Source organism: Pseudomonas sp. m6p, assembly GCF_055760375.1.
Map to the genome: position 1 here is coordinate 1,486,085 of NZ_CM147084.1, position 13,587 is coordinate 1,499,671.

At 62.6% G+C, this 13,587-nt stretch carries 13 protein-coding genes; 8 read left to right on the top strand and 5 right to left on the bottom strand.

Going from position 1 to position 13,587, the window contains the following annotated elements; all coding sequences use genetic code 11:
• Positions 1–370: 370 nt before the first annotated feature.
• Entirely contained in the window at positions 371–1,756 is a 1,386-nt protein-coding gene (locus tag ACYZUM_RS06730; RefSeq protein WP_108182285.1) for a type VI secretion system Vgr family protein, read from the bottom strand.
• A gap of 221 nt (positions 1,757–1,977) precedes the next feature.
• Between ACYZUM_RS06730 and ACYZUM_RS06735 the strand changes: the two genes are divergently transcribed.
• Entirely contained in the window at positions 1,978–2,682 is a 705-nt protein-coding gene (locus ACYZUM_RS06735) for a YebC/PmpR family DNA-binding transcriptional regulator (protein ID WP_027614601.1), read from the top strand.
• Between the two features lie 82 nt (positions 2,683–2,764).
• Here the strand turns inward: ACYZUM_RS06735 and ACYZUM_RS06740 are convergent, their stop codons facing one another.
• Complete coding sequence (locus tag ACYZUM_RS06740) at positions 2,765–4,078, bottom strand: leucine-rich repeat-containing protein kinase family protein (RefSeq protein ID WP_108182286.1); 1,314 nt, start codon at positions 4,076–4,078, stop codon at positions 2,765–2,767.
• A 122-nt stretch (positions 4,079–4,200) separates the two neighbouring features.
• On the bottom strand, positions 4,201–5,322 hold the full coding sequence (gene zapE, locus ACYZUM_RS06745) for a cell division protein ZapE (protein ID WP_108182287.1): 1,122 nt from the start codon (positions 5,320–5,322) through the stop codon (positions 4,201–4,203).
• Between the two features lie 285 nt (positions 5,323–5,607).
• On the opposite strand from zapE, the gene ACYZUM_RS06750 reads away from it, so the two are divergent.
• The 7 genes from ACYZUM_RS06750 to ACYZUM_RS06780 all read left to right on the top strand — a co-directional run bounded on the left by ACYZUM_RS06750 (position 5,608) and on the right by ACYZUM_RS06780 (position 12,222).
• The gene (locus ACYZUM_RS06750; protein ID WP_108182288.1) at positions 5,608–6,129 is read left to right on the top strand and encodes a Csu type fimbrial protein; all 522 of its coding nucleotides are present in this window, start codon (positions 5,608–5,610) and stop codon (positions 6,127–6,129) included.
• A 105-nt stretch (positions 6,130–6,234) separates the two neighbouring features.
• Entirely contained in the window at positions 6,235–6,768 is a 534-nt protein-coding gene (locus ACYZUM_RS06755) for a Csu type fimbrial protein (protein WP_108182289.1), read from the top strand.
• A gap of 19 nt (positions 6,769–6,787) precedes the next feature.
• Positions 6,788–7,324, top strand: a complete 537-nt coding sequence (locus ACYZUM_RS06760) for a Csu type fimbrial protein (RefSeq protein WP_098968110.1) — start codon at positions 6,788–6,790, stop codon at positions 7,322–7,324.
• 4 nt (positions 7,325–7,328) lie between these two features.
• Positions 7,329–7,829, top strand: a complete 501-nt coding sequence (locus ACYZUM_RS06765) for a Csu type fimbrial protein (RefSeq protein WP_041068749.1) — start codon at positions 7,329–7,331, stop codon at positions 7,827–7,829.
• 34 nt (positions 7,830–7,863) lie between these two features.
• A complete protein-coding gene (locus ACYZUM_RS06770) occupies positions 7,864–8,652 on the top strand; it encodes a fimbrial biogenesis chaperone (protein WP_041068752.1) in 789 nt (262 codons plus the stop codon).
• A 244-nt stretch (positions 8,653–8,896) separates the two neighbouring features.
• Positions 8,897–11,254, top strand: a complete 2,358-nt coding sequence (locus ACYZUM_RS06775) for a fimbria/pilus outer membrane usher protein (RefSeq protein ID WP_108184376.1) — start codon at positions 8,897–8,899, stop codon at positions 11,252–11,254.
• Complete coding sequence (locus tag ACYZUM_RS06780; RefSeq protein WP_108182290.1) at positions 11,251–12,222, top strand: Csu type fimbrial protein; 972 nt, start codon at positions 11,251–11,253, stop codon at positions 12,220–12,222. Before ACYZUM_RS06775 ends, ACYZUM_RS06780 begins: the two co-directional genes overlap by 4 nt.
• 103 nt (positions 12,223–12,325) lie before the next feature.
• Here ACYZUM_RS06780 and ACYZUM_RS06785 read toward each other — a convergent pair whose 3' ends face one another.
• Entirely contained in the window at positions 12,326–13,081 is a 756-nt protein-coding gene (locus tag ACYZUM_RS06785) for an anti-sigma factor family protein (protein WP_108182291.1), read from the bottom strand.
• Entirely contained in the window at positions 13,078–13,584 is a 507-nt protein-coding gene (locus tag ACYZUM_RS06790) for an RNA polymerase sigma factor (RefSeq protein WP_108182292.1), read from the bottom strand. The genes ACYZUM_RS06785 and ACYZUM_RS06790 overlap by 4 nt, the downstream gene beginning before the upstream one ends.
• Positions 13,585–13,587 lie beyond the last annotated feature (3 nt).

Here is a 13,587-nt window from a genome sequence, read left to right on the forward strand (position 1 = left end):
GTGGGAGCTGGCTTGCCAGCGATGGCGGCCTGACAGCCGACCAGTCTCCAGCTGCCAACACCCATTCCCACTGTGGGAGCGAGCCTGCTCGCGAAGACGGCCTGACAGCCGACCGATCTCCCACTGCCTACACCCAATCCACCTGTGGGAGCTGGCTTGCCAGCGAAGGCGGCCTGACAGCCGACTAGTCTCCAGCTGCCAACACCCATTCCCACTGTGGGAGCGAGCCTGCTCGCGAAGACGGCCTGACAGCCGACCGATCTCCCACTGCCCACACCCAATCCACCTGTGGGAGCTGGCTTGCCAGCGATGGCGGCCTGACGGCCAACCACTTTCCGGCAGCTGTTCTCAATTCCAATGTCTGCGATGCTTACGGATCGGCCCCGTGGAGCAGCCAGTCGAGCAACAGGCTGCCGTCGTGCGGCGGTGGCGTTTCGTTCGGTGGCGCCGGGGGTGGATGGGCGAGGCAGAGGATCGGTCGATCCGGGTCGCTGTCGAGGAAGCTCACCCACACCTCACTGCCGGCGCGGGGCAGTTGGTGGATGGCGAGCCGGCCGGCGCCGGTCAGCGCGATCGGCAACCACAGGCATGCAGGCTCAGATGTCTGCGTCGGCCACAGACTGACGCCGATGCGCCCGCGATCATCCAGTGGCGCTGGCTGGCCAGGCGATCCCAGCACTCGTGCCAGGTGATAGCCGCCGATGTTCGGGCGCGGCTGCGCCAGGGGCGGGCGAAAGTCGCTCGACCAGGGCAGGGCGCTGAAGTCGTTTCGGTAATCATGCACCTCGGTTGTCGGATCAAGGATCGAAGGGTGCCGGCCTTGATGGTGCAGTTCGGTGATCAGCCATTGCTCGTTGAACGCATGGATCGGGTGTTCGCTGATCTGCAGCAGATGCCCGCTGCGCAACGCGCTGCAATCGCCGGATCCGCGAATCGTGCGCGACTGGCAGCGCTGGCGCTGCAGATGACGTCGGCTTCGTTGTTCGGTGTGACGCTGGTCGCTCGACAGGTTCCGCGGTGTGAGCGCCGGCACAGGGTGGTTGGCCGCGTCGGCGCTGATGACTGCCTGGCCCCGATTGCGAATGCCGGGCGCGGCCATGACCGGTGTCGCGTCATGGCGCTGTAACAGCGTGCTGATACGTGGTGAGGGCGTGTCGTCGGTCACGGCAAACGGCACTGCCAGCGGTTCCTGCGGCAGGCTCAGGTTGTCGTCGGCAAATACCACCACATGCCCGTCCGGGCGATGTTCGAAGTGATAGTGAATGCCTTCCTCCTCACACAGACGGTGAAGGAAGGCCAGGTCGCTTTCCTCGTATTGCAGGCAAAATTCCCGTGGTGGGTAATGGCTGACGCTCATTTCGATCCGGTAACTGTCGGCTGGCAGCTCATGCTCTTCGAGCAGTTGCGCAAGGATCGCCGGCACGCTCGCTTGCACGAAGACCCGACGTTGTGGCGACTGCGCCAGACGTTGCAGGTGCGGCACCAGCGTCAATCGGTAGCCAATGCGGTGGCTGGCGCGATGCTCACAACTGACACTGTGGATCAGGCCGTGAATGCCGTGAGCGTCGCCCAGGCGCAGGAACGCCGGTTGTCGCAGCAGGCTGCCCGGCGCCAAGGCCGGGGCCAGGGCGATCACTTCAATCTCGAAACGAAACGGCTGATTGAGTGCTTCCTTGCCACTGAAACACAGGACCGGCAGGCACAGTGGGCCGTCGGTCAGGGTCAGGGTGAACGGGCTTTGCTGGTCATTGAGCATTCATACGGGCTCTGTCGGGCAATACGGACGGCAGAGGGTACGAAAACGCGAGCATTAATGGTCGTGGCTGGTGGGCTTTTCAGAATCGCCCTACAAGTCGTGGTGAAGATGTCGATTCAACAATGAATTTTTTTGGTCGATTGCCGACTTTAGGCCGTATAAACTTGGCGCCATGCGTCGGCCAATAGATGTCTCGGCGCCACAGATCAAGAGAGTGAGTAATGGGCGCACAGTGGAAGGTTAAACACAAAGAAGCGGCAGCCAACGCCAAGGGCAAGATCTTCGGCAAACTGGTGAAAGAAATCACCATCGCTGCCCGCAACGGTGCCGATACCGCCACCAACGCACACCTGCGTCTGGTGGTCGAACAGGCCAAGAAAGCCTCGATGCCCAAGGAAACCCTGGACCGCGCCATCAAGAAAGGCGCTGGCTTGCTGGGCGAAACCGTGCAATACCACCGTGTGACGTATGAAGGTTTCGCGCCGCACCAGGTTCCGTTGATCGTCGAGTGTGTGACCGACAACATCAACCGCACCGTCGCGGAAATCCGCGTGGCGTTCCGCAAGGGCCAACTGGGTGCATCCGGTTCGGTGGCCTGGGACTTCAACCACGTCGGCATGATCGAAGCCTCGCCGGACACCCCGGACGCCGACCCGGAAATGGCCGCGATCGAGGCCGGTGCCCAGGACTTCGAGCCGGGTGAAGAGGGCGCGACCCTGTTCCTGACCGATCCGACCGACCTTGATGCCGTCCAGAAAGCCCTGCCTGAGCAAGGTTTCACGGTGTTGTCGGCGAAACTTGGCTATCAGCCGAAGAACCCGGTCAGCGGCCTGAGTGCCGAGCAGATGGCTGAAGTTGAAGCGTTCCTGGAAGGCCTCGACAACCACGATGACGTGCAGGACATGTTTGTCGGTCTGGCGGGCTAAGATCAAAAGATCGCAGCCTGCGGCAGCTCCTACAGGTGTACACATAACCCTGTAGGAGCTGCCGCAGGCTGCGATCTTTTTGTCATTGTGCGTGCAATACCTGAATCACTTCGCCAAACCCCGGCCGCGCCAGCACATCCGGCTGACAGCAACGCTGTTCCAGCGCTTGCAGCACTTCGCGCCGCTCGGCACTCAGCCCTGAGTCGATGCGCTCCAGCAATTCCCCCAGCAGAACCCCGAACGCCCGCACTTCGATGCGTTGCAGCGCCCGGGTTTCCAAGTTGTCCGTGGTGGCATGGAATGATGCCGCGCCGAAATCCCCCAGCAAGCAGTCGCCCTGATCGTTCAACAGAATGTTGTGGCCGTAGAGGTCGCCGTGGGTGATGCCGTGTTGATGCAAGTGTTCGGCTGCCGAAGCGATGCCCTTGGCAATGTTCAGCGCCACTTCGGCACTGAAGCGGCAATCTTCGGCATACACATCCCGCGAGCAGCTCGCCAGGCTCGGCAACGCCGCCAGATTGCGAAAGCTCGGGTCGATCAGTTGCATCACCAACCCGTGTTGCCCGTCAGGATGACCGTGAATACGGCCTTCCACGCGGATCAGGTTCGGGTGCAGGCCGGCGGTGATGCAGGCGTTCATCTCATGCAGCGGCGAACCGTCGCTGGTCATCTCGCCTTTGTACAGCTTCACCGCGACCGGCACCGACGAGTCTGCGCTACGTTGCCACTGTGCCCGGGAAATCACCCCGGAAGCGCCTTCGCCCAAACGCTGTTGCAGACGCAGTGTCGACCAGTCGATCAGCGGCGTGGCCTCCAGCGCGGCGGCGTCGGCTTCGGTTTCCAGCGGATTGCCGGCATATGCCAGCCAGGTCAGGCTCGGCAGGGTCAGCAGCCACTGCGGCAGTTCACGCAACTGGTTGGCCGCGATGCGGATCAGCTCCAGACGGTGGCACTGGCTCATCGACGCCGGCAGCGCTTGCAGGCGATTGCCGGCCAGCAGCAGTTTTTGCAGGTACGGGCGCTCGCCCAGTTCGCTGGGCAGGGTGTCGATGCAGTTGTCGGTCAGGATCAACCAGCGCAGCCGCGGCGGCAATGCAGCGCCCGGCACGTGGCGGATGCGGTTGGCCTTGAAGCCGATCATCGTCAGCGCTGCACACTGGCCGACGCACTCCGGCACCTCGGTAAAGTGGTTGTCCGAGCAGAACAGAATGCGCATGCGGGTCAGCCGATGCAGGTCGTCCGGCAGGCTGCTCAAGGCATTGCCGCTGAGGTTGAGCACCTCCAACGTATCGGCCAGATCGAAAATTTCCCGGGGGAACTCGGTCAGGCCGCAGGACAGGTCCAGCCGGGTAATGCCCGACAACTCGCCGGCGCGCAATTGAGCAAGGGTGTGCATGTGCAGGTTCACTATCAAATGAAGAAGCGCCGGGCGCTCGGAATGGGCGACATGATAACGGCAAAGTCCGGGTTTGCATTGATCTGACCTGCAGGCTCGCTCCCACAAGGGACTTGAGTGGATCAGTGGATTTCCTGCAACTGCCCCAGACGGCTGCGGGTGCGGGCCAGATCGATGGCGTTGCCGCTCAGGGTCTCGCGCAGCGGCAAGCGGCTGAGCAGGGTCAGGTGTTTGTCCTGGTCGTAGAGCACGTCGATCAGATTGATGAAGCGCTGTTGCGCGGCGATCGAGCGTTCGTCCAGTTCCGGCAGGTCGTCGATGATCCACTGGTCGAAACGCCGACACAGTTCCAGGTAATCCATCACCGCCGTCGGTTGCTCGCACAAATCGTTGAAGCGGAAAGCCACCCGGCGGCCCTCGCACAGGCGCGCCTGAATGTGGCGGCTGCCCACCGGCAGAGCCATGGCTGGCGCACCCTCGGGCGGCAGATTCAGCGCCTGGCGCTGGGTCGCTGCGGCCGGCCACACATAATGGCCTTGAGTGAAGACCTGGTGCGCATGATTGCTCGCCTGACTGCGGTAATCGTGGGGGCCGCCGACCTCCATCACGTGCATGCGTGCGTTGATCAAGTCGATCACCGGTTTGAAACGCGCGTGATAGAGCGGGTTAGGCAGCAAGCCCTCCGGCGGATAATTGGAGGTCACCAGCAACACAATGCCGCGCTGAAACAGGGCCTTGAACAGCCGGGTAATGAGCATGGCATCGCCGATGTCATGCACATGAAATTCGTCGAAACACAGCACCCGGCAGTCGTGTAACAGTTCATCGAGGGTGACGCCGAGGGCATCGTTCTGTTCGCGATGCTCGAACATGCCCTGATGCAATCGGGCGAAGAATTCATGGAAATGCACGCGCTGTTTCTGCGTGGTGGGCAGGGCCTGAAAAAAGCCTTCGAGCAGCCAGCTCTTGCCGCGTCCGACTGCACCATGCAGGTACAGACTCGGCGGCATTTGCGGCCTGGCACCGAACAACAGGCTGGCCTGTTGTGCCATGTAATCGATCACCCGCTGCTGGCTGTGGCTGAGGGTGTAACCCTGGCTGTGAGCCTTGAGCCGGAAGTATTCGTAGATCGTGCGGGCAGTGGCGTCATGCCCGGCACTGGCTGGCCGGCCCTTGGCGAGCCAGCGGCGCAGCGCCGACCAGCGTTGGGTCAGTGGCGATCGTTTGGGCGCTCGAGAGGGCACAGTGCAGTCACTCCGTAGTCATCAGGCCGGCGCCCGGGAGCGCGGCGCCGTAGTGTAACCAGAGGCGGCGTCAGGCTCCATGGCGGCGTGTCGACAATGGGCGATTACTGAACAACATTGTGTGGAACGTACAGCTATTTGCAGCGATGTAATTCGTTGTATTGCCAACCTTTCGAAACATATCCCGGAAGATCCATGGATCCAATCGACTGGCGGATTCGTCGACTGTTGCTAACCTGAAACACAGTAACGTCATCCGAATGTTCCCTGCCAAGGAATGGGACCGTGATTGCACGTGTGGTGGTGGGCCTGCTCGGGGTGCTTGGGAGCGCGGTATATGCGGCGGATCTTCAGGTTGAAGTCCGCGTTGACGTGATGCGTGGTTGCCAATTGATCGGCCAGCAGCGCGAGGCGGGTATCGAACAACTGGGCGTGCTGGATTTCGGCAGCACCGCGCGCCTCGATGATCCGGCCGGGCCCTTGGGTGCGGCGCTGACCAACCAGCGGTTGCCACGCCTGGAGTGCAACCCCGACACACCTTATCAGTTGCGTGTCGACGGTGGCCTGCACGGCGGCGTCGGTGAGGTTCGCTACATGGCGGGGGCGGCCGGGAGCAAGCCGATTCCGTACCACCTGTTTCAGGACGCGGCGCGCCGGGTGCCGTTGATGGTGAACGTGCCGGTCAGCGGTCGGGTGCCGGACACCGGCACCGTGGAGCTGCCGCTGTATGCGCGGATCGAGCGTCTGGCCCAGGTGCCACAGGTCGGGCGCTATTCGGACCTGGTGAAGGTCACCGTGACCTGGTAAGTGCAGGATTTCAGGCAATCCGCTGGAGGCGGGCTGCGCAGGGAAGGGGCGTTCAGTACTGAGCGCGGGAGACGCAAGCATCCTGAAGGAGTAGGGACGGACGCAATGACAGGCAAGCACTGGATGGTCATCGCCACGGGTACGCTGCTGTTGCTTGCTGACGACGCACATGCAGCGATCAGTGGGCAGATCAACGCGCGACTGATCCTGATCGCCGGGTGCGAAGTCACCAACAGCGCCACCCCGGCGATCCCGGTGAGCAATCTGGGCACCCTTGATTTCGGTCAGCAGGGGCCGACCTGGACTTCGCCCATCAAGGCCAGTCTCGACGGCGACAGCAGCGGCAAGCTGCATGTGGCCTGCAATCCCTCGGTCACCGGTTTCACGGTCACCATCGACGGCGGCACTCATGGCGACGGCACCACCCGCCGCCTGAGCAACGGACGCCAGACCCTGCCTTATCAACTGTTCCTGGATGCCTCCGGCAGCCAACGCTACAGCATCGGCCAACAACACAATTTCGCTGTCACCAGCGGTGCGCAGATACCGATTCCGGTCTTTGGCACGGTGGTGGCGAATACCCGCGCGGTACCGGCAGGTGTCTATACCGACACGCTGACGGTGACGCTCGACTGGTAACCCGTAGAGGACGGACACCATGCGCAAGTTTGCATCAAGGATAGGTTTGTCGTTGCTCGGCCTGACGCTGGTTTCCAGTGCCAACGCCGCCACCACGGTCACCGGCCAGATCACCGCTAGCCTGACCCTGATCAGCAGCTGTCAGGTCAACGGTGCCGGCGGTTCCACCGGGCTGAACTTTGGTGCGCTGAACTTCGGCACCGCCAACAGCCTGTTCACCACCGCGAGCGGGCAGGTTCTGGGCGGTGGCGGCGGGGCGCTGTCGATTCTCTGCTCCAGCGGCACGACCCCGGTGGTCAAGGTGCGCGCCGGCGCCCACGACGGTCAATCGCCGGGTGGCGCTCGCGCGCTGTACGACGGTGTCGCCAACTATGTGCCGTACGACTTCTACACCGATGCCGGGCATTCGCAGCTGCTGCCGATCGACGGCACGATCAACCTGGCGACCAGCACTGGCGTGGCGCAGACGGTGAATATCTACGGTCAGGCGGTGGGCAAGGCCGGGTTGCCGGCGGGGACGTACACCGACACCGTCGCTGTTGAATTGACGTTCTGATGCCATGCGCCGCCAGGGCTGTGCCGCGCTGCTCCTGCTCTGTGCGGGCAGTGTGCCGCTGCCGCTGGGGGCCGCCACCAGTCAGAGCTTTCAGGTCAGCGCCACCATCACCCCGGGGTGCCTGGTGGTGGGCGGTGTCTCGAATTACGGTGGGCTGAATTTCGGTACGAGTTCGGCTCTGGGTACCGGCACGGTGCAAGTGGCGCTGACCGGTGGCGTGCAGTTGCAATGCACACCGGGCGTGACGCTGAACATGAGCGTCGATGGCGGCCAGTACAACAGCAGTGGTCGGCATATGCAGCTCAACAGCGGCAGTGCGCGGGTGGCGTACGCGCTGTTTCGCGATGCGGCTTACAGCCAGAGTCTGGGCATCAGTCAGAGCGTGGCGGTGGCTTACAGCGATGCGAACAACATCAGCCTGCCGATTTATGGGCAGGTGCAGTTGCCGGGCAATCAGCCTGGGGGGACGTACAGCGACGTGTTGCAGGTGCAACTGTCGTGGTGAGGCGACGTTTGAATGGCCGACAAGGAGCAGGTTCATGGGGGCAGTGACTTCACGGCATTCGGTTGCGCAGCGCGTGATGCTGGCGCTGATGATGCTTGGGGCTGGCAATGCGCAGGCCGCCAGTTCGGTGCTGATCTGGCCGATCGATCCGGTGCTGGAGGCCGATCAACAGGCCAGTGCGTTGTGGCTGGAGAACCGCGGCACGGAAACCGCCAACCTGCAGATCCGAGTGTTCGGCTGGAGCCAGAGCGGCTTTGAAGAGCAATACCAGAACCAGCGTGACGTGATCGGGAGCCCGCCGGTGGCGAAGATCGAACCGGGCCAGAAACAACTGGTGCGCCTGACCCGAACCAAGGATGTGCCGCCGGGACAGGAACTGGCTTACCGGATCATCATCGACGAAATCCCTGGCGCTCAGCCACCGGCTGCCGAGGGCGGCAAAACGGCGGCGGCGATTCGCTTCCAGATGCGTTATTCGGTGCCGTTGTTTGCCTACGGCGCGGGGCTGTGGAGCAAGGAGGACAGCACGCGGCCGCGCGATCCCAAAGGCGTGGGGCTGCCGCAATTGAGCTGGCGCACGGTGGCGGTGGACGGCCGGCCGTATGTCGAAGTGCGCAATCAGGGCGCAGTGCATGCGCGGCTGACTGACGTGGCGATCAAACAGGGCGGGCAAAGCAAGCCGTTGGCCGAGGGCCTGTTGGGTTACGTGCTGCCGGGGGCGGTGATGCGCTGGCCGGCACCGGGCCCCTTGGCGAGCGAGTCGGCGCTGCAGGTGCGGGTCAATGGCGGGGCGCAGGTGCAGAGCATTGCGCCGGAGCGCTGAAAAAGGAGCCATGCCGAGTGGACTTTTGTGGCGAGGGAGCTTGCTCCCGCTGGGTTGCGAAGCAGCCCCAAGCCGTGTCAGGTAGTCCGCTCAAACAGTTCTGACGACGGCTGCGCCGCCGAGCAGGAGCAAGCTCCCTCGCCACAATGATTACATCGTGTCGTCAACATTCCAGAGAAAGATAACTGGCTTTGGCAATAGTGGCATCAGGAGGATTCAGTCCATTGACGGACGTAAAGCGTGTATGAGCTCAGGATGGGCTCGTCGTATTCAGCGTCCGTTGTGGCTGATGACTGGCGCGTGGTGCCTGATGGTCGTGCAACCCACCGGGGCCGGCGAATTGCCGCCGCCTCCCAGCGGCATGGAGGCGGTCAGTGATGCACAGTTGTTTCTGGAGTTGGTGGTCAATCAGATGAACACCGGGCGGGTGGTGGCGGTACAGCAGCGTGACGGGCATCTGTTTCTGCCGGCGAGCGCATTACGCGAAACCGGGATGAAACTGCCTGACGGTAGTGCTGACGAAGTCGATCTTGATGGCCTGCCGGGACTGCACATCGAGTACGACAGTGTCGGTCAGCGCCTGCTGCTGGATGTTCCGCCGCAGTGGCTGCCGGACCAGTTCATCGGCAATCGCGAGAACTATCCGCGCACTCCTGCGCTGAGCAGCTTCGGTGCGCTGTTCAATTATGACCTGTACCTCAACGACACCGACGACGCCGGCACCTATCTGGCGGCCTGGAACGAGCTGCGGCTGTTCGACGGCTGGGGCACCCTGTCCAACACCGGGCAGTACCGGCGCACCTTGTCCGGCGATTCGCTCAGTACGCTGGACAACGGCTATCTGCGCTACGACACCACCTGGCGTTACTCGGATGACGAGCGAATGCTCACCTACGAAGGCGGCGACGTGATCAGCGGCGCCTTGCCCTGGAGCAACTCGGTGCGTCTGGGCGGTGTGCAGTTCTCGCGGGACTTTGCCGTGCGTCCGGATCTGGTGACCTATCCCTTGCCGCAGTTCGCCGGGGAAGCGGCGGTGCCGTCCTCGGTAGATCTGTTTATCAATGGCTACAAGTCCAGCAGCACCGACCTGCAACCGGGGCCGTATACCTTGACCAACATTCCGTTCATCAACGGCGCCGGGGAGGCGGTGGTGGTGACCACCGATGCGCTGGGGCGGCAAGTGTCGACGACGGTGCCGTTCTATGTCACCAGCAGTTTGCTGCAAAAAGGCCTGAGCGATTTTTCCGTGGCTGCCGGTACGTTGCGCCGCGATTACGGTTTGAAGGACTTCAGCTACGGCACCGGAGTCACCTCCGGCAGCCTGCGCTACGGCGTCAGTGACAGCTTTACTCTGGAAAGCCATGCCGAAGCGGCGGATTCGCTGACCCTCGGCGGCATCGGCGGCAACCTGCGTCTGGGCAATTTCGGCGTGCTCAACAGCGCCATCAGTCAGAGCCGTTTCGAAGGCGAGGGGGGCAACCAGTTCAGCCTCGGTTATCAGTACAGCAGCCAGCGCTACAGTTTTTCCTGGCAACGCTTGCAACGCCGCGACCAATACGCCGACCTGAGTGTGATCGACACGCCTTACATCAGCCTCAGCCGGCGCAGCGAGCAGGCGACCCTGAGTGTCAACCTCGACCGTTGGGGTAGCCTCGGTGCCGGCTATTTCGACGTGCGCGCGGCGGACGATTCGCGCACGCGCCTGCTCAACCTGAGCTGGAGCAAGCCGTTGTGGCGCAACAGCAGTTTCTACCTTTCGGCCAACCGCGAGATCGGCGACAGCCACTGGGCGGTGCAGGCGCAACTGGTGATTCCGTTCGATCTGCGCGGCAGTCTGGCGATCAGCAGCGAGCGCAGCAAGACCGGGCAGAGTCAGCAGCGGGTCAATTACAGTCGTTCGGTGCCGACCGAGGGCGGGGTCGGTTTCAATCTGGGCTACGCCGAGGGTGATGGCCCCGATTATCGTCAGGCCGACCTGACCTGGCGTCTGCAATCGGTGCAATTGCAGGCCGGGGTCTACGGCACTTCAGACGCCGAAACCCGTTGGGCTGATGCCAGTGGCTCGCTGGTGTGGATGGATCGCCAGGTATTCGCGGCCAATCGTATCGACGATGCATTTGTGGTGGTCAGTACCGATGGCTTTGCCGACATTCCAGTGCGCTACGAAAACCAGCAGGTCGGTCAAACCGACAAGAACGGCCATCTGCTGGTGCCTTGGAGCAGCGCCTATTACCGTGGCAAATATGAAATCGATCCGCTGAACCTGCCGGCCAACGTGCGCAGCCCCAACGTCGAGCAGCGCATCGCCGTGCGCCGGGGCAGCGGTTATTTGCTGGAGTTTCCACTGAGTCGGGTGATCGCTGCGAGTATCGTGCTGGTGGACGCGCAGCAACGTGAACTGCCGTTGGGCGCGGGCGTGTTGCACGAGCAAAGCGGGGCGCGCACGGTGGTTGGCTGGGATGGCCTGGTCTACCTGGAAAACCTGCAGGCACAGAACTCGTTGTTGGTGACGCTGGCGGACGGCAAGACCTGCAAGTCGCAGTTCAATGTGGATATGCAACAAAGCCAGGTGCCGCTGATCGGCCCGTTGGTGTGTCAATGAGCGCGGCGCGGATTTGCCTGTGTCTGGCGCTGCTGCTGCCTGGGGCGGCACAGGCCTTGTGTTCGGTGGTCAGTACCACTGCGGCGGCGTTCGGTTCGATCAGTTCGATTGCCGTGCGCACCACGACGCAGCCCAGTTCCACGCTCAACGCCGGGTTGAGTTGTACGGGTTCGCTGCTGACCCTGCTGACCAGCAATGATCACTTTTACGCCACCATCACCTCGACCCAGAGCGGCTTGCTCGGGCCGACCGGCGATGTCATCGGCTACACGATCTACGCCAACAACAGCACCAGCTACCCGGTGACCCGTGGCACCGCCTTCGACTTCGCCCGCAATGGCATCATCGACGCTTTGGGGCTGCTCAACGGCACCACCCCGAAAACCGTGCCGCTGTACCTGAGTACGACCATTGGCAGCAACGTTGCCGCCGGGGTCTACACAGAAACCCTGAGTATTTTCTGGAACTGGAATTACTGCTCCGGGATCGGTGCCGGCAGTATTTGCCTGGGGCGCGACATCAACAGCGGTACGGCGACGTTGACAGTGAACCTGACCGTGTCCAACGACTGCACGATTACCGCGCCAAACATTGCCTTTGGCAGCGCGCCGGTGATCAGCGCCTTTACGCCGGTGACCGGGCAGACGATCAATCTGGCCTGCACCAAGGGCAGCGCCTACACCGTCGGTTTGAGCGATGGGCAGAACCCGGTCAGTGTCGGCGGTCGGCGGCGGATGATTTCCGGGAGCAATTATCTGGCCTACGACATCTTCAAAAGCGCCGGGACTACTCGTTGGGGCAGTGTCGGCAGTGCGCGCCGGTCGAGCACTGACGCCGAGGTCAATCCAGGAAATGGTCTGGGCACCGGGAGCCAGATCTTCAATTACAACGCGAAAATCTACACCGACCAGACCACGCCGCCGGCGGGGACTTACCTGGACAATGTGGTGCTGGACGTGGGTTTCTGACCCAACACAGTCCCCTGTAGGAGCTGCGGCACGCTGCGATCTTTTGACCTTGATGTTAAAAATCAAAAGATCGCAGCGTGCCGCAGCTCCTACAGGGGGGCTTTCAGAATTGTATTGATTGCTTCAACTGCTGCGCCGCCGGCGAGTCTGTCGGACTGACCATCGCATAATTGTACCCGCCGCCGGACCAGTAATCGGCCTGCAGATCGCCGTCGCTGCGGCTGCCGCGTGGCAGGAAGGTGTTTTTCGGCCCCGGTGGCCGCACGTAGAAACTGACCTTGTGACCGCTGCGATCCTCATACATCACCATCGCCGCCGGACCTTCGTCGGTGCTGAGCAGACGGCCGCTGACCGGTTCGAAGCCGGCGGATTTCAGATCCGGCAGACGACTGGCCTGAGTGAAATACCGGTCGAGCCAATGCTGCATGTCGCCGTCACTGTCGACTTTATAGTCCGCCGGCAATATTCCCTGCTGCGCAATCAGTCGATAGGCCTGCAAGGCATCGGTCATTGGCAGCACAGAGGCGCGCGCGAGGGTCATTTCCCGCGCCTGCCAGCCACTGAAACCACCGAGGCCGACCGCGATCAGCAATACAGCCGCGCTGGCCAGATGACGCCGTGACTGACGCTTGAGACGCTGGCGAATCTGCGCGGGATCCAACTGCGGATTCGCCGGTTGCTGCAACGCACCGCCCAGCGCAGCGCGCAATTGTTGGGCATCCTGCTGCCAGGCGCGAACCTGTGCGGCGGTGTCCGGATGATTGGCCAGCCAGGTGTCGACCAGACGCCGGTCGGCTTCGTTGAGTTGGTGATCGACGTACGCGTGCAGGTCGCGCTCGCTGGGGGGCATGCTGATCATTTGAGTATCCGCAAAGAAGGGCTGCTGATTTCGCCGTCGCTGAGTTGGCGCAAGGCCTGGCGGGCGCGGGACAGGCGCGACATCACGGTGCCGGTGGGGACGTCGAGGACGTCCGCGACTTCCTTGTAGCTCAGGCCTTCGACCGAGACCATCAGCAACAGCGCGCGTTGTTCGGTGGGCAGGCGATCGAAGGCTTGCAGGGTCGATTGGGCAATCACGGTGCGCTCAGTCGAGGGTTCGGCGTCATCGCGACCGGTGAAGAATTCGAGCATCCGCGCATAACGACGGGAGCGCCGATGGGCGTCGAGAAACTGCCGATAGAGAATTGCGAACAGCCATGCGCGCACATCACCCTCGGCGCGTTTCGCGCTCCAGCCGGACAGGGCCCGCTCGAGGCTGGCCTGCACCAGATCGTCGGCGCTGCTGCTGTTGCGGGTCAACGACACGGCAAAGCGGCGCAATCTGGGAATGATTTCTCTCAACTGTTCGTCGAATTCGCTCATGAA